Origin of the sequence: Aureimonas altamirensis, assembly GCF_023702225.1 — a bacterium.
GTDB lineage: Bacteria > Pseudomonadota > Alphaproteobacteria > Rhizobiales > Rhizobiaceae > Aureimonas > Aureimonas altamirensis_B.
The window spans coordinates 42,366-61,494 of the sequence record NZ_JAMQCO010000013.1 but is presented as its reverse complement, the minus strand read 5'-3'; the positions used below and the strand labels follow the sequence as shown (position 1 = coordinate 61,494).

Below are 19,129 nucleotides of genomic sequence, written 5' to 3'. Positions count from 1 at the left end.
CGTGTGGTCTGCCCCCCCTGAAAAGTGGTCTTTCCTGAAGTAGGCTTTTGAGCCGATGGTGGATGCCAGGAATGCCGCAGAAGAAGCACAAGCCCGAGGAGATCGTCGCCAAGCTTCGGCAGGTTGACGTGTTGCTCTCGCAGGGCCGCCCGGTGACGGAGGCGATCCGCACGATCAGCGTGACGCCGTTCACGTATTGCCGGTGGCGCAAGGAGTTTGGTGGGCTGAAGTCCGACCAGGTGAAGCGACTAAAGGATCTCGAGAAAGAGAACGAGCGGTTGCGCAAGGCGGTCTCGGATCTGACGCTCGAGAAGCTGATCCTGCAGGAGGCCGCCTTGGGAAGCTGGTGAGCCCCGCTCGTCGCCGTCGCTGCATCAACCACACCGTTCTGAAGTTTGGTGTGTCGGAGCGGTTGGCGTGCCGGGTTCTGGGGCAGCACTGGTCAACGCAGCGCAAGGTGCCGAAGGGGCGAGCTGACGACGCGTCGCTGACGGCCGACATCATCGAGCTGGCGACGCAGTATGACCGTATGGCTACAGGCGGATCACGGCTCTGCTGCAAGATGAGGGTTGGCTGGTCAACCTGAAGCGCGTCGAACGGATCTGGCGCCAGGAAGGTCTGAAGGTGCCGGCCAAGCAGCCCAAGAGAAGTCGGTTCTGGCTGAACGACGGCTCGTGCAGCCGGCTTCGGCCAGAATATCCCAACTATGTCTGGTCCTACGACTTCGTCGAGGATCGCACCCACAACGGGCGGAAGCTCCGAATGTTGAACGTGATCGACGAGTTCACCCGGGAATGCATCGCGATCCGGATCGACCGGAAGCTTAGATCTACGGAGGTCATCGACGTCATGTCCGACCTGTTCATCCTACGCGGCGTGCCCGGAGCGAAGACGGCGTTCATCGAGCCCGGCATTCCTTGGGAGAATGGCTATTGCGAGAGCTTCAATGCCCGGCTCCGCGACGAGCTTTTGAACGGCGAGCTGTTCTACAGCCTCGCCGAGGCTCGGATCGTCATCGAAGGCTGGCGACAGCACTACAATACCCAGCGCCCACACTCCGCCCTCGGATACCGACCGCCAGGACCGACCGCTATGCTGTGGCCGGCTGCGCCAATCCAACCCGCTACGCCGGCCATCTCAACCGTGGCCGCAAAGCCCACCATGCATCAGATTTGAACCGGGCCACCTAACGGGGCAGACCACTGGCTCTCGAACCCTGCGGCCAATTTGGTGCCCTGCCCACGATCGGTTTCAATGCAGCTCATCTCATTAACGGTATAGCGTTTACACCGGCAGTTAATGCCGATTTGTGATCTTGAAATAGTCCACTTCTGTTAATCACTGCGCGGCAAGGGTCGACATTACAGATGGCCAGGACCTCGTCCGCTAATGGCAGACGGCTTTGGAGCTGCATTCGAACGTCGGCAACTGGGTATCAAGAAGACCCTGATGGTGAACCAAACACAGGTTCACGTCAGGGCGCCAACCAATACCTAATAACGAGCGCAACGATCAAGACGACTGCCAAGCTCGCCATCCATATCGCGGCGAGCCAGAGGAGGCGATGCCAGAGTGGACCAGGTCTGTTTGCATCCATCAATGGTATCCGTCCGCTTCGACCTTGCCTCGGAACACCCAGTAGGAGAACGCAGTGTAGGCAAGAATGATCGGAATAAGAACGGCTGTGCCAACGAGCATAAACAGCTGACTGGAGGGTGGCGATGCCGCATCCCAGATCGTCAACGTGTCCGGGACAATGTAAGGGAACATGCTGACACCGAGACCTACAAAGGTCAGCAGGAACAGCGCTAGGGTAAGGAAGAACGGCCGTACCTCGCGTTTCCTCCACAGGGACCGCTGCAAGGCGAAAGCAAGAATTGCGGTCATTAGCGGAACCTGCGCCGTTAGGAGGATGGTGGGGTAGCTCAGCCACTTATCTCTATACTGATAGTCGAGGGTCAGGGTGGCGATGCTGACAACGCCGATGGCAATGAAGGTACAGGCTCCCGCCTTCCAGGCTAGCCGGTAGGCATGCCGTTGCGTACCGCCTCCCGTCTTCCAGATCAGCCATGTAGCACCGAGAAGAGCGTAGCCGCACACGACGCTCACTCCTGTAATCAGACTGAACGGAGTCAGCCAGTCGAGCCAGCCGCCCGCGTAGGCGCGATTCTCGATCGCCACCCCCTGCAGCAATGCACCCAAGATGATTCCTTGCGAAAAGGCTGCGACGATGGAGCCTCCGGTGAAGGCTATATCCCACCAGCGTCTATGCCCCGGGTCGCGCCAGCGAGCCTCAAAGGCAACACCCCTGAACACCAGAGCAAGCAGCATTGCGATGATCGGTGGGTAGAGAGCAGTCATAACGATCCCGTAGGCGAGGGGGAAGGCCGCGAAGAGCCCACCACCTCCCATCACCAACCAGGTCTCGTTGCCGTCCCACACCGGCGCGATGGAGTTCATCGCCTTGTCTCGCTCATCGCCGACGGCGAAAGCCGGGAACAGGATGCCGATGCCAAGGTCGAAGCCGTCCATGACGACATAGGCGAATACCGCAAACGCTATGATGAACGCCCAGATGACCGTGAGGTCGAAAGCGAAGTCGTTCATTGGGCGTTCTCCATCTGTGTCGCGGGGCCGGGGGTAATTCCCGCGGTTCGGATGGGCGCGTTCGCCGACAGTGAAGGTTCGCCCTGGTGTGCGCCCTTTCGCATTAGGCGCAGGATGTACCAGGTGCCGAAGCCGAACACGGTGAAGTAAACGACGATGAACGCGACGAGCGAAGCACCAACGGCAGGGGCTGACAGGGGAGACGCGCTCTCTGCAGTGCGCATCAACCCGTAGACTGTGAACGGCTGCCGACCAACCTCGGTCGTGATCCAGCCGGCAAGGACGGCGATCAAACCCGAGGGCCCCATAAAGACCGTCGCACGATGCAGCAGAGTCCAGTCGTACATCCGTCCACGCCAGCGAGCGTATAGGCCCCAAGCTCCCATGCCGAGCATTGCCATGCCAATGGCTACCATGACGCGGAACGACCAGAAGACGATGCCGACCGGAGGCTGGTCCTCGATCGGCACAGTGTCGAGCCCGTCCAGCGGAGCGTTTAAGTCGTGCTTAAGGATAAGCGACGAGAGCTTGGGGATCTCGACGGCGTAGTCGATCCGTTGCTCGGCACTGTTAGGAATACCGAAGAGCACGAGAGGCGCGCCATTAGGATGGCTCTGGAAGTGTCCTTCCATTGCCATCACCTTCGCAGGCTGGTACTCAAGCGTGTTCAGCCCGTGCATGTCGCCCGCGAAGATTTGCGCGGGCGCGAGAACGACGATTAGACCCATGGCCATTGAAAACATCTTCCGGGCATGGCGGTCGGAACGGTTTTTCAGAAGATGCCATGCTCCAACTGCCGCTACGATGAACGACGTTGTCAGGAACGCGGCGATGACGGTGTGGACGAGGCGATAAGGAAAACTAGGGTTGAAGACGATAGCCCACCAATCTTCTGGGACAAACTGCCCGGCCTCGTTGACACCAAAGCCGACAGGGGTCTGCATCCAGCTGTTGACCGAAAGGATCCACGTCGCTGAGATTAGGGTGCCGATAGCGACCGCTAGCGTCGAGGCAAAATGAAGGCCCTTACCAACCTTGTTCATACCAAAGAGCATGACGCCGAGGAACCCGGCCTCAAGGAAGAATGCTGTTAGCACCTCGTAGGCCATAAGCGGTCCAATCACCGGACCGGCCCGGTCCGAGAACACCGCCCAGTTCGATCCGAACTGATAGGACATGACGATGCCGGAGACGACACCCATGGCGAAGGTGATTGCGAAGATTTTTACCCAGTAGCGGAAGAGCTCGAGGTAGAGGTCTTTGCCGGTTTTCAGCCACATCGCCTCGAGAACTGCGAGAAAGCTCGCAAGCCCGATTGAAAACGCTGGGAAGATGAAGTGGAAGCTGACTGTGAAGGCGAACTGGATTCGTGCCAACAGGATGGCATCGACATCTTCGAACATTCGTTATCTCGCTTTAAGCTTGCATCCCACCAAAAGGAGCGCATGGGCCGGCAAAGACATAAGCCTGTCTTGTCACGGGCGACATTGGACGGTTTGACCTAGGCAGCGGACTCGTTACGCGTTGATCCAGATTCGGACGGCGGCGAGCTTGATGGCTGTGAGGAAGTTGTCGGCCCTTCGGCCGTAGCGGGTAGCTAGGCCACGCATCTGCTTGAGGCGGTTAAAGAAGCGCTCGACGAGGTTGCGTTGACGATAGACCCAGCGGCTGAAGACGAAGGTGCCCTTGCGTATCGAGCGCGGCGGGATGTTGACCCAAGCACCGCGCGCAGCCACGAAGGCCCGGATGCCATCCGTGTCGTAGGCCCTGTCCACGATCACGGTCGCACCGGAAGCGACGGTATCGAGCAGCTTGGCCGCCATGGGCGCGTCGCCAGCTTGACCCAACACATCCATGACTGAATCGGACCTTCGGCCGTCCCTTCGATCCGCCATCTTCCCGTGGTGACCCAATCCCGATTCGCTTCGGCGCGACGGCAGGGTCCGTCCATCGCCAGCATCTGAATGGAAGGGAACGGTGATGAGGGTTCGGGATCAGGTCTTGGCGGTGATGGGAACCGTCGCACTCCTTGCTTTCCATGCGCCAATGGCCGTCGGCGCGCAGGTTGGGGTCGGCGTGCGCAAGATGGAGGTTCCGTCGTTGGAGCGCGGCTGGCGGCAGCGAGTTCGTGCTGGGAGACACGCCGTTCTTCACTGGTACTCCTGCGCAGTGGGGTGCACCGATTGCGGAAGTCCGCTTCCCGCTTGTGCTTCTGTCCCACGGTGCGGTTGGCGGGACAGGCCGAGGCGATGAGCTGGATCGCCGCTCCCCTGGCGCATCGAGGGTTTGTCTTGGCGGCTCCGGCCCATCCGGGCAACGGCGGTCCGACGCGATCGGCGGAGGAGATCATGAAGCTTTGGCTTCGCCCGTCTGACATCTCCCGCGCGTTGGATACCATGGAGTACGCCGACCTCTTCGCTCCGCATCTCGCGCCTAACCGGGTTCGCACATAAAGCCCGGAACACATCAAGCGGCTTCAATTTATTCGACGTGCGCGAGCGCTTGGTCTGCCTTTGGCGAGCATTGTCGTTATGCTGGAGCTTTCCGAACAACGGGACGAACCCTGCGCTGTTATCGATCAGATTGTGCGGACGCATCGTGACGACATCGACTCCTGCATACGGTCACAAAATAACACTGATAGTTCGCACGTCGGCTCTTCAATCCTGTTGCCGGTCGCTAGGATTTGGGGGCGGCACCCATTACAGGTCACGGGATGATCACGTCGTGTGAGGCGCTATTGTTTGGTCCCAAGCTGCTTCAGGGAATGCGTCCAGGGGGATCTTGAGGAATCTCCTGCCACCGTCTTCCGGCTCTGGAAGGCGTCCACCCCGCAAATTCACCTGAAGCGCTGCCAGCATGAGCTTCGGCAGCGGCAGTGTTAGATCGCGCCCTTCGCGTAGAGCAACGAACTCGGCCTCCGTCGCGGCTTGGCGAAGATGGATATTGGTTTCTCGTTGCTCGGCGACGGTGGTTTCCCATCGCGGCTCGCGGCCATCGGGCTGATAGTCGTGCCCGACGAACAGGCGCATTGCATCCGGAAGGGACAGGATGTCCTGCACCGATTGCCAGAGAGAAGCGGCGCTCCCGCCCGGAAAATCCGCCCGTGCGGAGCCGCTGTCGGGCATGAACAGCGTGTCGTGAATGAACGCCGCATCCCCGATGACGTAGCTAACCGAAGCAAGCGTGTGGCCGGGCGAATGACGGACTGCCCCCTTGAGATTGCCGATGGAGAAGTCTTCGCCCTCACTGAAAAGTCGGTCCCATTGCGAGCCGTCGGCGACAAGCTCTGACCAGTCGTAAATGTCCTTCCAGAGCCGTTGAACGTCGACGATCCGCTCGCCGATCGCAATCGGCGCTTGGGTGCGTTCGCGAAGATAGCTCGCGGCAGAAAAATGGTCAGCATGCGGATGGGTGTCGAGAATCCATTCGACCTGCAATCCCTTGTGAGCAACGTGATCGAGGATTGCGTCGGCCTGCGACGTCGCCGTCGAACCGGACTTCTCGTCGAAGTCGAGAACCGGATCGATGATGGCGCAGCTCAGCGTTTCGGGACACGTGACGACGTACTGGATCGAGAACGTTCGCGGATCGTAGAAGCCTTTGACGTCGGGAAGTAGCGGCACGGAATCCTCGCTTGCAGAGTTGGTTGTCCAATCAGGTCAGCAGACCTCTACCTCCTCTAGCCACTAGAGTAGCAAGACGTTTTACAGAGCGTAGAGGGGTCCAATACCGTTCTGGTCCAGAACGATCATTGCGCTGGCGTCGGCATGACTAGTCAGATGAGTGCTGCCGGCTGGGCCTGATCTTGCTGTTCGTGGGCGAGTTTAGCGAGCAGAGTCCAAGTGTAACCAGTTGCGGTCGTGATCTGGGCCTTTATAAAGCCCGGCGGCCTTTGCTCTCGCTGTGCCTTCGGCTTGGCGCCGGCGGCGACCCTGTAGTCCATACCCAAAGCGCACCTGTCAGTTAAACGCCCATTAGAGAGAATCTTGACCGGACTACTCAAACGGACAGTCGACCCCAGCGCGGAAGCGAAGGATCACCGGCTAGGCCCCGTGTTGTGAATTCGCCCGGTAGACGAACGTCAACGAACAGATATGGTTGCCACAGTACCCACCATATGCCATTGACGGTTCAACGAAGCATGAAATGTTGAACTGTTTTGGATGAAACTTCCGCACTCGCTGGCTTTGCCGCAGTCGCTCACCTAGATCGGCTCCGTATCGTCCGGATGCTGATCGTTGTCGGCGCTAATGGGATGGCTGCGGGTGCGATTGCTACTGCGCTAGATGATGCCCTGCCGTCGCGCGTCTCGTTTCACCTCAAGGAGCTCGACAATGCGGGTCTCGTCTTTAGCCGGCGAGAAGGCAAGTCGATCATCTACAGCGCCAACTTTCCCGCTCTCTCAGATCTCGTCGCCTTCCTCATGCACGATTGCTGCGAGGGGCACTGCGCCTATTGCGACAAGGCGATTGCCCTGTTCGCCCAATGCACGGGCCGTCCTAATGGCCCGCCGCGCTGCGGGTGAGGACAAGAACCGTGCAAAGAGCCTTCGACTTTGTCGAGAACAACCTCCTGTCGCTGGCAATCGCGACCGCCATCTTTGGCCTTGCCGTCCCTTCGATCGGGTTCGCCCTCGAAGCCGGTATCAGCCCGCTCCTCGCAGCCCTTATGTTCGTCATCAGCCTGACCTTCGACGCCCATGCTGTGAAAATCGTCTTCCGGAAGCCGGAACGGCAAGTTTGGGCCTTGGCGCTGGTTTATGGGCCGATGTCGATAGCGGGTTGGCTGACAGGCCGCCTTTTCTTCGGAACCGGCAACCTCGCCGCCGGTCAGACACTTGTTGGAACGCTCCCGACCGACGTGTCCGCTCCGCTGCTGGTGCTCCTCGCGAAGGGTAACGTGGCGCTGGCGGCGGTGCTGAACGCCGTGAATACAGCGCTATCGCCGTTCATCGTCCCATTCCTGTTCCTTGCCCTGACGGGCATCGAGCTACAGGTTCCGGTCGGCGCCGTTGTCCTCGAACTGGTTCTCGTGGTGTTGATCCCGACGATTGCCGGAGTTTTCCTCCGCACGCGCTTTCCTCAAACCATTGGTCGCTGTGATGCCGTCTACCCGTCGCTTGGATCGGTCCTGTACCTACTGCTGCTGGTTGCCGTCATCGGCCCGAACGCCGAAACCATCCTCGGCTACGGCTGGTATGCCGTCGTCATTGCCCTTGCTGCATTGACCCTCAACCTCACCGGCTACGCTCTCGCTTTGGTAGCGCGAGTATTCACGGCCGATCGTGGCGAGTTGATCGCTTACCTATTCACGACGAGCAAAAAAGAGTTCTCGATCGCGGCGGCCTTTGTTGTAAGTTCGGGACTTCCTACGGAGATTGCAGTCCCTGCGGCGTTCTTCGCCGTTATCCAAATGATTACGTCGCCGGTTGCGGCAAAGTTCCTCGCCGCACGCAGCGACATCACCAACGAGGCCACTTCGGCGGCATCTTCGTCTCAGAAACACCCTTGACCGCCCGAAGCGGGTCGCGACGGTTCCAACGGGAAGCGTGCTTGCCGCCATGCCGACGACGAAGGCCGAGATCGGCAGGGTCGCCACCGCTTCGTTCGCGCCAGATGCTCGCCGACCACGGCCCCGGTCGCGAAAATGACGGTGGCATGGGCACCGCCGATCGCCTGTGCGGCCGAAAGGCCTGACCGTCCTGGCCCCGTTCCAAATCCATTCATGGGAATGCTTCAGTGTCGGCGAACTTCGGTCGCCGACTAGTCAGAGTGTTCGACCTTGGGGGTCAGATGCGCAGAGCTTCACCGTCTGCGGGGATCAGAAGCTTCTCGGAGAAGCCTTCCTTCTCGGCGAAGGCACGAAGATCGGCGCGAGACAAGATGCAGTGGTTCACCGCCTCCATGTGGCTGGCGACAAGCATGGCGTTCGGTGAAGCCCTGTGAACGGACAAAACGTCCTTCTCGCCCATGATGATGGGGTCGAGACCGATAAAGGTCGCCATGCCCGTATTCAGAACGATGACGTCCGGCTTGTGACGCTTCAGAGCGGTCTCGACATCCTCGTTCCAGATGGTGTCGCCCGCGACATAGAGGGTCTTATGGTCGGGATGGCTAAAGACGATGCCGCAGACATGGCCTAGCGGAAGCACATTGAGCGTTGCCTCTGTACCATGAAGACCTTCGGTCTTCGACAGCAAGACGCCGTTGAACTCCATCTGTTCCGTGAGAACACGCACGTCGGTGAAACCGGCTTTGCGGATCTCGCCCGCGTCCTCCTCGTTCTGAGAGAAGATCGGCAGCGCTTTGTTCAGCGTCGCGATCGCAACCTCGTCCCAATGGTCCGAGTGAAGGTGCGTGACGAGTACGGCGTCGACCTCGGTCAGCTCTTCTACGGGCACAGGCAACGGAACCAGCGGATTGCGCAGGTGGCTCATAGCCGAGCCCTCAAAACCGGCATAGGCGCCAACTCTTGCGAGCATCGGGTCCACCAGAAAGCGAACACCTCCGTAGTCTACGCGGAGCGTGGCGTTGCGAATCTGTGTCAGGGTCGCCTGCGTCGTCGCGGCAGCGGCCATCTTGTCGGTCATCAACAAGGCACCTGTCGTGGAGAGAAGGGCGCCGCCGCCCAAAAGCGCCAAGGTCTGGCGCCGATTCATCGTGAGGTTGTCGTTGGTCACGGGTTGCGTCCTTCAGGTTCGATCGTACAGCCTTGAGCTACAGGGAAAGTTGCGCCACATGGAGTGGCGTGATCGACAAAAATCGGGTCGAAAGTGCCATGATCGACGAGTTGCCGGAAATCGGCATCGTGAACTTTCCGGGCGCTCAGTTGGCGGCCGTTCTGGGAATGGCGGACCTGCTGTCCGCCGCAGATGAGCTTGCTCGTCGGGCCAGCGAACAACTGGATCGCCCGCGCCTTCGGGTCAGTCAGTGGGAATGGCCAAATAATGCCGACGCGCCTGTACGCGTATTCGACACATGTCCGGACCATTCTGGCTCCCCTGCGGTCCTCGTGCTGCCGCCAGGTTTGGGCGAGCCTCTAAGCTCGGACAAGGCTGCACCTTTCGCTCGGTGGCTGCGCGAGCAGCATGAAGCCGGCGCGGCGCTCGGATCCATATGCAAGGGAGCGTTTCTTCTCGCCGAAACCGGCCTCTTCGCGGGACGTACCGTCACAACGCATTGGACCTACGAGGCCGAGTTCCAGGAACGGTTTCCAATGGCCCACGTCGATACCGATCGACTCCTGATCGACGACGGGGATCTTTTGACCGCTGGCGGGGTGATGGCATGGACCGACCTAACCCTGCGTCTGGTGGAACGCTTCCTCGGCGTCTCGGTGATGCTCGACACGGCACAGGTATTCCTGATCGATCCGCCGGGACGCGAACAAAGCTACTACAGCAGCTTCGTGCCTAAACTGAACCACGGTGATGCGGCGATTCGGGCCATCCAGCACTGGCTCCACGAGACGGCTGGGAAAGACTTTGCGCTCCCAGCGCTGGTTGAGCGCTCCGGCTTGGAGAAACGCACCTTTCTTCGCCGCTTCCAGAATGCGACAGGACTCACGACGACGGAATACGGTCAGCGACTTCGGGTCAACCGGGCACGTGAGCTACTCCAAGCTGGACACCTGACTGGCGATCAGGTGGCCTGGGAGGTCGGCTATGGCGACCCAGGGGCGTTCCGCAAAATGTTCATCCGCATTGTTGGCTTGAGCCCCGCCGAGTATCGAAGGAGGTTCCGCGGATGACCGCTTAACATACGATGAATGTCGACGCCCACGACTATCAATATGGGGTGGAAAGCTTCCGGTTCGCTTACGGATTAAATTGGCGATAACTGTCATTCGCGATCGCGGCGAGCTTTTGCGCAAACGATAATCTATTGGGAAGCACGAGCACTTTAAATAGTGGGCGGCTTTCAGGTAGCACGACCGGAAGGTGAATATTCGCAGGAAGCCCGCCGCCTATTTCCCATCCATCTGGTTGTCGATGACGATTTTAGTTCGCGATGCCACCCACTCAATATACTCCGCCTGCAGCCCACCACCTGCCGGGTCGACATAGCAGAGCCCGACTGGCAGAGGCACGTGCAGGGCAATATCGGCCCCGACGGGGATCGTTACGCTCTCTACCAGGCCGTAAGGCCTGCTCGCCTCGCACCGCTGAAAAACCAGTGAGGGAGAAGGTCGCGCGGATCGAAATAGGTTCGTCGCCGGTCAGTTCGCCGACGCTCGGGTAGGGTGCGCAGGCCTGTACGGCGCGGAGCGCACTTACCGAGAGTGTGCCCTTACCCTCGTCACCGTATTCGAGCTCAGGTGGCCAAGAAAGCTCGCCATCCGGTGAAATCTGCAAGCGGACGACTGCCTCACCGTCGGCATTTTGCGGTGGCAACCAACATGGCTGTACCAAGCGAGCCAGAGCCTCAGTGATCGCCTGACGCAAGCGGCGCGGCCTCAGCCATGGAGGGATTGCTGCCGCACATACATCTTCCGTCAGCAGCCTTGCCAAAATCAGGCAGAGGTGAGCTTTTCGCAAACCTCGATGAACGGCATATGCCCCTTCATACCAGTGAGCCGGATCTTTCCCTGTTCATGCAGGCGAGCGAGTAGCGGCAGCTCGTCGTCTGTGAACTGGTCGAGGCTCATGGACATGCCCTTAAAACCAGCGCAAAGCGCCAACCTCTCGTCTGCGCCCATTGTCTTTTCTCAATCGTAAGTTGGGAGAATTATCAGTGAGGCACCAGATAAGTCGCGTGAGGGTTTGGGCTAGCGCGATCACGGTGAAGCTATCGAAAGCTCATCTGATTTGGTCAGTTGATATGTGCTGATCGTTAGACGCCCTTTCAAAAGACCTTTTCATGCCATCGCGTGCCCGTTGGATGGTCAAACGGCTTACTCCGTATTCGCGACTGAGCGCGGAGAGCGACGTCCCCTCCTCGAGCCGTTCGCGTACAACGCGCTTTTGCTCAGCCGTCAGCTTGGCGGGGCGGCCAAGTACCCTGCCCTGCTCCTTTGCGCGAACAAGACCAGCATGCGTGCGTTCGATGAGGAGGTCACGCTCAAATTCAGCGACAGCGTTGATGACACTCATGGTCATGCGACCCGTTGAGCTCGTCAAATCGACACCCCCTAAGGCCAGACAGTGAACTCTGACACCCATCCCTGACAGAAGCTCGACGGTGGCACGAACGTCCATGGCATTACGGCCAAGACGGTCCATCTTGGTTACCACCAAGACGTCTCCGTCTTCCATGCGATCCAGCAGTTTGGTGAACCCCTCTCGTTCCCTAGCCGCGAGCGATCCGGACACGGTTTCAGAAACAACGCGTCGAGCTTGAACCTCGAAACCAGCAGCGCGGATTTCCCCAACTTGATTATCGGTCGTTTGACCTTGGGTAGAGACGCGAACGTAGGCGAAGACACGGGACATCGAAGGCTCACGTAGCTCAAAAACGCCTCGAACCTTTAGCGCATGCGCAATATAACTTCCATCCGGTTTCTGCGCACTCTTGCCAACGCCTGCTCATAATCGAACGTTTATGCGCAGCGCGGCGTGGCAGAGATACGAGTTTGCCATTATTTTCCACCTGAGGTCGTCGAACGCCATATTGGTCGTGCAGTGATCTCAGCTGTAAACCTTCATGAGGTTATCAAAGAACTATCCGTGCAGGGCATCGACTCTCAAATGATCCGCGAGTTTCTGTATGAACTGCGCTTGGATGTCAGAGCCCACGACGAGGCAGCTGCCTACGCTGCCGCATCTCTGAATGCTCAGACACGCGAGTACGGCCGCGGACTTGGCGACAGGAGTTGCATGGCGTTGGATATTCCGGTCCTCACAGCTGATCGGGAATGGAGGAAGGTGAAGGTAAAAGGATTATCCGTCGTCCATCTTCGTTGATGACAACGTCACTTGTCGCAAGCTTCTCACGCCTACGCTCGCCCGTTCCACTAGCTTCGCGGTCACTGTCGAACACCCTCCCCTGTCTGTAAAGGATGGACTAGCTACCGCTAGTGATAGACCTATCTGAGTGGCAACCCCCGGCCTCGTTTAGGACGCTGATTTCCTCTTCTGCTTCGTCGCATAGCGGCCTTTCAGTACGCTTGGGTCCCGATGCGGCCTTCTGCTTGTTCCAGGAGTTGGCGGGCAATGCCCAACCATTCACGTTCTAAGGCGAACAAAAAGCGGCGAACATGCAGGCATTCTCAAACGTCCACCTTCGAAGAAGCCGATGATCTGATCTTCATCCGGCGACTCGATGGCAGTGGCGGCAACTGCCATGGTCACGAGTGCGCGATTGTCGATAGCACAATCGCAACGAGACCCGAGGCCGTAACGATGGCAAGATGCAAGGCCCCGAACCATGTCGCCGCGTATTTGCGGAGGAGCGCGAGAAGGATTCGGTTCGGAACGAGCAAACCAGGTCCATCGCCGGTGCCAATCCCGTACTTTCGGTAGCCATGGTTCCGCTCGACCTCCTCTTCCCACCCAGTCTGATCCATCCGGAGTAGGTGAGTAAGGATACGAGCCGCGAGTAGACAGAAGGCGACGATCAAGACGACGACCGATATCCAGCGAACGATCGCGAAGCCGACGCTTTGGGGTTCGAGAAGGAAGTCCATGAGGTGGAAGTAGGTCACGACTCGGTTAGAGCGACGGCCCTTCTGCCTGACCACCTAAATTACGCTCGTGCATTGGGGAGACACTCGCAAGGTGCTCACGCGCAAGAGACTGGTCCAGAGGTGGTCGAACGGATCGAAAAGGCAGCCATCAGCGCAGGGCGATTACGCTTTAGGGATTGTGGTTCCCGGACGAAGATGGCTCCGATAGCCAATAGACCCCGCTCTACTTATAGGGTAGGGGGTATTCTATGACGCATCTTTCCAGAGATCCCGCCAAGCTCGTTGCTCGCGTCCGTCGCCTTCAGGGGCAACTGGACGCAGTGGCTCGAGCTCTCGAAAGCGACACGCCGTGCGGCGAGGTCCTCCAACTCGTCGCCTCGATCCGGGGGGCGGTGAACGGACTGACCGTGGAACTGATCGATGATCATGTCCGCCATCACGTCGTCGATCCGGATCGCGAAGCCGATGCCGACAAGGCCAAAGGCGCGGCGGATCTGCTCGCGGTCCTGAAGACCTACCTGAAGTGAGAGCTCGTCCGATGTCCGACCTAACCCGCGCCGCGGCCCATACCCACGACTTCCTCGGAAAGAACCACGGACGCAACGAGCGCCGGGTGTGGGCCGTCGTCGCCCTCACGGTCTCCATGATGGTGATCGAGATCGCGGCGGGCATCGCCTACGGCTCGATGGCGCTCGTCGCCGACGGCTTGCACATGTCGACGCATGCGGCCGTCATGCTGATCGCGGCGGGGGCCTATTTCTACGCCCGCAGGCACGTCTCCAATCGCCGCTTTACCTTCGGCACCGGCAAGCTCGGGGATCTGGCGGGCTTTGCCAGCGCGGTGATCCTCGCCCTCGTTGCGCTCTTCATCGCCTACGAGAGCGTCCTGCGGTTGATGAGCCCCGTCCCGATCGCCTTCGGGCAGGCCATCGCCGTCGCGATCGTGGGACTGGTCGTTAATCTCGCTTCGGCGTGGCTTCTTAAGGACGACCACGCGCATCATCATGGTCATGGGCACCATCACGGACACGACCACGGACACGGCACCCATGGCGGCGGGCACGACAACAACCTGCGCGCCGCCTATGCGCATGTCCTTGCCGACGCGCTGATCTCGGTCCTTGCGGTCCTGGCGCTGGTGCTTGGCAGCTTCTACGGCTGGATCTGGCTCGATCCCATCATGGGCATCGTCGGGGCACTGGTGATCTCCCGCTGGTCCTGGGGCCTGATAAAGGATACCGGCGCCGTGCTGCTCGACTACGTTCCCAAGGACAAGGATCTGCCGGAGGAGATCCGCCAGGCCGTCGAGACCGATGAGGACCGGATCACGGACCTGCATGTATGGCAGGTCGGACCCGGCCATCATGCGGCAATCGTCGCGATCCGCACGAAGCAGCCCCAGCCCCTGGCAGTTTACCGGGCGAAGCTGGCCCATATCCACGACCTGTCGCACCTGACGCTCGAGGTGGAGGCAGCGTGAGTTTGAACCGGCGTTATCTCAGTCCCGGCGGGCTCCGAGCCGTTCGGAGTGCGCCAATGTCCGTCAATGCCAGCCGTATCCACCGACAACACAAAGCCCGCTGAAGCGGGCCTTGTGATATTGCTTCCGGAATTTCACGCGGGAAGCCGGCGTCATTTCCGCGTCGAGCCGCTCTTGTCGCGATGACCGTGCTGGTCGAGGTCGCCCGGCGTGTGTCCGGGATGGTCGTGGTGTTTGCCTGGTTTTTCTTCCGGCATGGCATCCCCCTCCAGGGATAGTGGCTTTGGGACACACTCTGATGAATACGGTACCGGACCCAACTGTTCCACGCCGCTTTTACAAGCCCCGGAGTTTTCATTCGTCGACTGGCCAGGACGCCGGATCGATACGCGAGTGATAGGTTGCGCGTCACCAGTGGACCGGCGGGATCGTCAAACGCGTCTTCCACGCTCCCTTTCCCGGCTGCTAAGCGAAACCGAATTGACGCTGATTGGCTCGAACGAGAGCGCGACGCCTGCAGCACTCTAGATCGCTTTGTTGTGGGGACGAGCTGCTTACCAAGGTTGAACAATCTCCGTCCGCGGCCCTTGGACTAATGGACATTGCTATCTCTAAGATGAAGTCCGATTCGACTGCTGTGCTTGGCCTTGCAGCCGACGCTGGCGACGCCGCACATCGAGCGGCGGCGTCGCTGCCGCCCATGGAAGCGTGGGCTTATCGGAACAAAGGTTCCAAAAAGCACCGAACAAGGCTCGATAGTGCCTTTCCTGAGGTTGCCAGCCCCTCGAAGAAGCTTGCTGGAAAGGCTCCCGCTGGGGCACCGCGCTGTTCATTGATACTGAATGCATATGTCGCCGTATTGCCCCAATCTCCTATCACCACTCGCCACAAGCTGCAAAAACCTGAGGTTAAGTCTAACCATGAACGCCATCGACATCAGCATTGTCCAGCGGCGTCGCAAACGAGTTCTACGCGTCTCGGCACTAGGACTATTATCCTTTTGCCTTGCAATCGGCCCGTTATGGGCCGAGAATTCCTTGATAGGAGATGCCGTCGAGACGTTGGGCCTTGCCTGTATCGCGCTTGGCGTCTTGGGACGGGCTTGGTGTTCCCTCTACATCGGTGGACGCAAGACGCGGGAAGTGGTGGATTTAGGCCCCTACTCGATTAGTCGAAATCCGCTCTACCTTTTCACCTACGTCGCCATGTTCGGCGTTGGCGCCCAGTCGGGTAGCCTAACGATCGGGATCATCCTAGCGCTTACCGTAGCTGCAATTTTCCGCTTAGTAATCGAACGCGAGGAGACATTTCTTGCTGCCGAATTCGGCTCAACCTACGAAATCTATCGGCGTCGGGTACCGCGTTTCGGTCCGCGTCCTTCAGTATGGAGGGATACGCCGGTGATTGAGGTTCAGCCACGACGGGTAATTAGAACCCTGGCCGATGGCTTTCTCTTTTTTTCTGCCTGGCCAGCCTTCGAACTACTGGAAGAAGCTCGACACTTTGGCTGGATTGGAACCGCGTTGCGTCTACCCTGACACCTCACGCTGATACGCCTCTCATTAGAGACATATTCATCTCGATCTTGGCGCTGGCGTAAGGCTGTGGAGTTCCTTCGAACGTGGCCTTCTGGTTGCGAGCGCAAATGTTGATGCCGACAAGCTGCACGATCAAGTCCGTATCGACGTAGCGTGCGTCCATTGAGGACTTCGGCGGCGCCGGTGAGGGTCTCGGGCAGATCACGGGTTAGGACCATCCGACGCGAGCTTTCCCTTAGGCCATGCTCAATGCGCCCGGTAAGTGCCTGGGCTTGGGCATGGATCATCTCATTGTCGGCCGCTTGAACGAGCAGGAACCCAGTTGTTCCAACAATCCCTAGAAGGGTGATCGCTTGAAAGCGTCGTTCATAAAGCAAACGCCCCGATATCGATCGCCACGAGGTCGATAGTGTAGCGCGTTTCGTTTGTGGTCGCGTCTTCGAACTGGTTCTGGCGGATGCGGCCTCGGGCGTGGACGAGGGCGCCCGTCGCGAGCTTTTCCGAAGCATACTTACGGAGCTGGCGACTGAATACCACTACCTCGTTCCAGTGCGGATCATCTTTCCACACACCGTCGTCCTGGTATCTGTAGTTGGCGCAAATGGTGACCCTGGTCGCGTTGTTATGGGTCGTGATCCTGCCAACGCGACCGATGATTTCAAACTCGGCAAGGTTCTTCAAACTTACCTCCGGTTACGACGCTTCACGCTCGGCGGGTTAATACCGAGTGCCTTCATGGAATCGGCGTCCCTTACGATATCGGCTAACGTCACTTTCTCAAGTTCTCTGAAGAAGGCCGATTTCGCTTTGCCAAGCGTTTTCACATAGAGGCTAATGCAATCCTCGGCTTCTAACTTAATGAGTTCGAAGCCACCTTCTAGCGCAGTAATTGCCTGGAGAAGGGTAATCTCATCTGGCGGCCGACTTAAGCGATAGCCGCCCCCGTTTCCGATATGGGAGGTTATGAGACCGGAAGCGGCAAGCGCTTCCAAAGGGGGCCGAATTGAGCTTATCGACCAGGGAAAAACGTTGCCGAAATCCGAGCGCGCCAACCTTCTATTGGGCTGCGAAGCCAACAGAAACAAGAGCTTCAGGCCAAGGTCTGTTCGAGCAAAGAAATACACTTCAGATCATAGCCTTAAAGGAATTTTGAACCGCTTAATAGATTTCAATAGTTGAAAGGCAATGTCCGGTGTCTGCCCGCCCATAAAACCACTGATTTTTCATAGGGAACGCTACCGCTAGCAGCACGAACGCTGTGCCCATTGCGCAACATACGCAGAAGCCGTTGGCATCAACATGTGGAAAACTTGGATATTACCGTTCAATCCATCATCCATAAGGGGTAGGTGAAAATCCAAGACGGTAAGATGTATGTCCATTTGAGAGTGAACGCCGCACAGTTTGGTAAGGCGCGACAGGGTTGGACACATGACAAACGGCACAATTGCTCTTGGCGCTCTGGCAGCGGGCTTTATCGCTTTCTCAACACAAACGGCGAAGGCCGAATGGGCGTGCGAGGTCGCCTTGTGCCTGTCCAATCCTGCCGGTCCAATGGCCGTCAGCCAGTGTGTTCCGCCCATCACCAAGCTCTATGAGCATCTTGCGAAGGGCAGGGCCTTCCCGCTTTGCCAGTCGGCCGACGGGCATGTGAACTTCACCCGCTATGGCATGGAGCGCTGGGAACGCTGCTCGGACGGGTCGCGAGCGCGCCAGCGGACGGATTATGGTAGCGGACGCCCTGGCGGCGGTGTCTGCTACGTCTTCGTTCCGGACGGTGCCGGAGGCCCTCGCAACGAGGATGACAACCGCGTTTTCGAAACTCGCCGGATCAACGGTCAGTCCGTATGGGGCGAAGTTGTCGAAGAGGACGCCGTTGCCCGCAGCCGGCCCCGATACCTCGATTACGTCGTTGAGGGTCAGTCCCAACGCATCTGGTTCTGACCGTGGATGCGCTCTCGATCCTCGCTCTGTCCTTACAATGCGCGACCACGGCGCCTGCGCCCGTGGTCGCCGCACTTGCCATGGCCGAGACACAAGGCGCGGTCTACCACGTCGCTGTGAACGGCGACCGGAGCGACCATTCTGCTCTTGATATTGCGGTCCAGTCGGTCGCCCTCGCGATGGTCTACGATTCCAAGGCGCGGATCGGGCTCGCGAGTGTTCCGGTCGATGCGTTCACCGATCGCTCCTACACGGACGGGTTCTCACCCTGCATCAACCTTTCCGTGGCAGCCGACGAGCTGCAAGCGCGACACGCGGACTTCGGCGGCGGCGATGACCATTGGCGTCTTGCGGCGCTCGACTTTGCGACGGGCGAGCCCGGTGTGAACGGGGAGTTCGCGGCTCGTTACGACGAGGCTCTTGCGGAGGTTCAAGCCCTGGTCGGGGTCTTCAACACTTCGAGCGTGGCAACAGCAAGTTCGCGGCTCGAAGAAGCCCGCGAGCCTATGCCCGCCAGTTTCTTGAGCGTGGCCGAACCCGCAGAGGAGCCCGGTTCGCAATGGGATGTCTATGGCCGCGACCAATCCCGGTCGCTGCTGGTTTTTTCACGGTGATTTCGAACATGCCTGCACTCTTCAATCTCGGCGTCGTGCGCGTCCTTCCGCTCCTTCTCGTCGCGGTCGCCTTCTCTGTCGTGATGACCGAACCGGCGTTCGCACAGAGCCTCGGCGGCGCGGAAACCATCCTTCAGACGATCGTGGACGCCCTGACCGGCAACATCGCGCGCCTCATCGCCATCATCGCCGCCGTCGTGATCGGCTTCGCGTTCCTGTTCGGCTACGTCGACCTGCGGACCGTCGGCTACTTCATCGTCGGCTGCATCATCCTCTTCGGCGCCGCCGAGATCGTCGATCTCGTCGCGACCTGATCCCGA

The 19,129-nt window shown here is 59.1% G+C and carries 20 protein-coding genes and 2 pseudogenes; 12 read left to right on the top strand and 10 right to left on the bottom strand.

The window, feature by feature from the left end; all coding sequences use genetic code 11:
* Positions 1 to 71 precede the first annotated feature (71 nt).
* Positions 72 to 1,176: pseudogene (locus tag NDN16_RS18600) on the top strand (IS3 family transposase).
* Between the two features lie 420 nt (positions 1,177 to 1,596).
* Here NDN16_RS18600 and cydB read toward each other — a convergent pair.
* The 3 genes and pseudogenes from cydB to NDN16_RS18585 all read right to left on the bottom strand — a co-directional run.
* A complete protein-coding gene (gene cydB, locus NDN16_RS18595; RefSeq protein ID WP_251114956.1) occupies positions 1,597 to 2,607 on the bottom strand; it encodes a cytochrome d ubiquinol oxidase subunit II in 1,011 nt (336 codons plus the stop codon).
* Complete coding sequence (locus NDN16_RS18590; protein WP_251114955.1) at positions 2,604 to 4,010, bottom strand: cytochrome ubiquinol oxidase subunit I; 1,407 nt, start codon at positions 4,008 to 4,010, stop codon at positions 2,604 to 2,606. Before NDN16_RS18590 ends, cydB begins: the two co-directional genes overlap by 4 nt.
* A gap of 114 nt (positions 4,011 to 4,124) precedes the next feature.
* Positions 4,125 to 4,451: pseudogene (locus NDN16_RS18585) on the bottom strand (transposase); the annotation flags it as partial.
* 621 nt (positions 4,452 to 5,072) lie between these two features.
* Here NDN16_RS18585 and NDN16_RS21160 point away from each other — a divergent pair.
* Entirely contained in the window at positions 5,073 to 5,327 is a 255-nt protein-coding gene (locus tag NDN16_RS21160) for a MerR family DNA-binding protein (protein ID WP_353050235.1), read from the top strand.
* Here NDN16_RS21160 and NDN16_RS18580 read toward each other — a convergent pair whose 3' ends face one another.
* Positions 5,328 to 6,233 (bottom strand): MBL fold metallo-hydrolase, encoded by a 906-nt coding sequence (locus NDN16_RS18580; RefSeq protein ID WP_251114954.1) that lies wholly within the window; start codon positions 6,231 to 6,233, stop codon positions 5,328 to 5,330.
* A gap of 536 nt (positions 6,234 to 6,769) precedes the next feature.
* Here NDN16_RS18580 and NDN16_RS18575 point away from each other — a divergent pair.
* Both NDN16_RS18575 and NDN16_RS18570 read left to right on the top strand, forming a co-directional pair.
* Positions 6,770 to 7,135: an ArsR/SmtB family transcription factor gene (locus NDN16_RS18575; RefSeq protein ID WP_251114953.1), complete on the top strand. Its 366-nt coding sequence runs from the start codon at positions 6,770 to 6,772 to the stop codon at positions 7,133 to 7,135.
* Positions 7,136 to 7,146: 11 nt separating this feature from the next.
* Entirely contained in the window at positions 7,147 to 8,121 is a 975-nt protein-coding gene (locus NDN16_RS18570) for a bile acid:sodium symporter family protein (protein WP_251114952.1), read from the top strand.
* Positions 8,122 to 8,398: 277 nt separating this feature from the next.
* Here NDN16_RS18570 and NDN16_RS18560 read toward each other — a convergent pair whose 3' ends face one another.
* The gene (locus NDN16_RS18560) at positions 8,399 to 9,289 is read right to left on the bottom strand and encodes an MBL fold metallo-hydrolase (RefSeq protein ID WP_251114951.1); all 891 of its coding nucleotides are present in this window, start codon (positions 9,287 to 9,289) and stop codon (positions 8,399 to 8,401) included.
* Between the two features lie 98 nt (positions 9,290 to 9,387).
* Between NDN16_RS18560 and NDN16_RS18555 the strand changes: the two genes are divergently transcribed.
* Positions 9,388 to 10,359: a GlxA family transcriptional regulator gene (locus NDN16_RS18555; protein WP_251114990.1), complete on the top strand. Its 972-nt coding sequence runs from the start codon at positions 9,388 to 9,390 to the stop codon at positions 10,357 to 10,359.
* 762 nt (positions 10,360 to 11,121) lie between these two features.
* On the opposite strand, the gene NDN16_RS21000 is transcribed toward NDN16_RS18555, so the two are convergent.
* A complete protein-coding gene (locus NDN16_RS21000) occupies positions 11,122 to 11,307 on the bottom strand; it encodes a hypothetical protein (protein ID WP_285292830.1) in 186 nt (61 codons plus the stop codon).
* A 100-nt stretch (positions 11,308 to 11,407) separates the two neighbouring features.
* Positions 11,408 to 12,040 (bottom strand): recombinase family protein, encoded by a 633-nt coding sequence (locus tag NDN16_RS18550; RefSeq protein ID WP_251114950.1) that lies wholly within the window; start codon positions 12,038 to 12,040, stop codon positions 11,408 to 11,410.
* 123 nt (positions 12,041 to 12,163) lie between these two features.
* On the opposite strand from NDN16_RS18550, the gene NDN16_RS18545 reads away from it, so the two are divergent.
* From NDN16_RS18545 to NDN16_RS18530, 4 genes are all read left to right on the top strand, one after another.
* Complete coding sequence (locus tag NDN16_RS18545) at positions 12,164 to 12,511, top strand: VapC toxin family PIN domain ribonuclease (protein ID WP_251114949.1); 348 nt, start codon at positions 12,164 to 12,166, stop codon at positions 12,509 to 12,511.
* 970 nt (positions 12,512 to 13,481) lie between these two features.
* On the top strand, positions 13,482 to 13,760 hold the full coding sequence (locus NDN16_RS18540) for a metal/formaldehyde-sensitive transcriptional repressor (RefSeq protein WP_251114948.1): 279 nt from the start codon (positions 13,482 to 13,484) through the stop codon (positions 13,758 to 13,760).
* Between the two features lie 11 nt (positions 13,761 to 13,771).
* Entirely contained in the window at positions 13,772 to 14,713 is a 942-nt protein-coding gene (gene dmeF / locus NDN16_RS18535; RefSeq protein WP_251114947.1) for a CDF family Co(II)/Ni(II) efflux transporter DmeF, read from the top strand.
* 920 nt (positions 14,714 to 15,633) lie between these two features.
* On the top strand, positions 15,634 to 16,251 hold the full coding sequence (locus NDN16_RS18530) for a methyltransferase family protein (protein ID WP_251114946.1): 618 nt from the start codon (positions 15,634 to 15,636) through the stop codon (positions 16,249 to 16,251).
* Positions 16,252 to 16,255: 4 nt separating this feature from the next.
* On the opposite strand, the gene NDN16_RS18525 is transcribed toward NDN16_RS18530, so the two are convergent.
* From NDN16_RS18525 to NDN16_RS21155, 3 genes are all read right to left on the bottom strand, one after another.
* Complete coding sequence (locus NDN16_RS18525) at positions 16,256 to 16,414, bottom strand: hypothetical protein (RefSeq protein WP_251114945.1); 159 nt, start codon at positions 16,412 to 16,414, stop codon at positions 16,256 to 16,258.
* A 203-nt stretch (positions 16,415 to 16,617) separates the two neighbouring features.
* Positions 16,618 to 16,932, bottom strand: coding sequence for a single-stranded DNA-binding protein (locus NDN16_RS18520; RefSeq protein WP_251114944.1), 315 nt, complete (start codon positions 16,930 to 16,932; stop codon positions 16,618 to 16,620).
* 2 nt (positions 16,933 to 16,934) lie between these two features.
* A complete protein-coding gene (locus NDN16_RS21155; RefSeq protein WP_353050233.1) occupies positions 16,935 to 17,375 on the bottom strand; it encodes an RrF2 family transcriptional regulator in 441 nt (146 codons plus the stop codon).
* Between the two features lie 307 nt (positions 17,376 to 17,682).
* Between NDN16_RS21155 and NDN16_RS18515 the strand changes: the two genes are divergently transcribed.
* The 3 genes from NDN16_RS18515 to NDN16_RS18505 all read left to right on the top strand — a co-directional run bounded on the left by NDN16_RS18515 (position 17,683) and on the right by NDN16_RS18505 (position 19,123).
* Positions 17,683 to 18,195 carry a hypothetical protein gene (locus tag NDN16_RS18515; RefSeq protein WP_251114943.1) on the top strand — a complete coding sequence of 171 codons (513 nt, stop codon included), beginning with the start codon at positions 17,683 to 17,685 and terminating at the stop codon, positions 18,193 to 18,195.
* 80 nt (positions 18,196 to 18,275) lie between these two features.
* Entirely contained in the window at positions 18,276 to 18,809 is a 534-nt protein-coding gene (locus tag NDN16_RS18510) for a hypothetical protein (protein WP_285292829.1), read from the top strand.
* Positions 18,810 to 18,817: 8 nt separating this feature from the next.
* Positions 18,818 to 19,123 (top strand): TrbC/VirB2 family protein, encoded by a 306-nt coding sequence (locus NDN16_RS18505; RefSeq protein WP_251114941.1) that lies wholly within the window; start codon positions 18,818 to 18,820, stop codon positions 19,121 to 19,123.
* Positions 19,124 to 19,129: the final 6 nt, after the last annotated feature.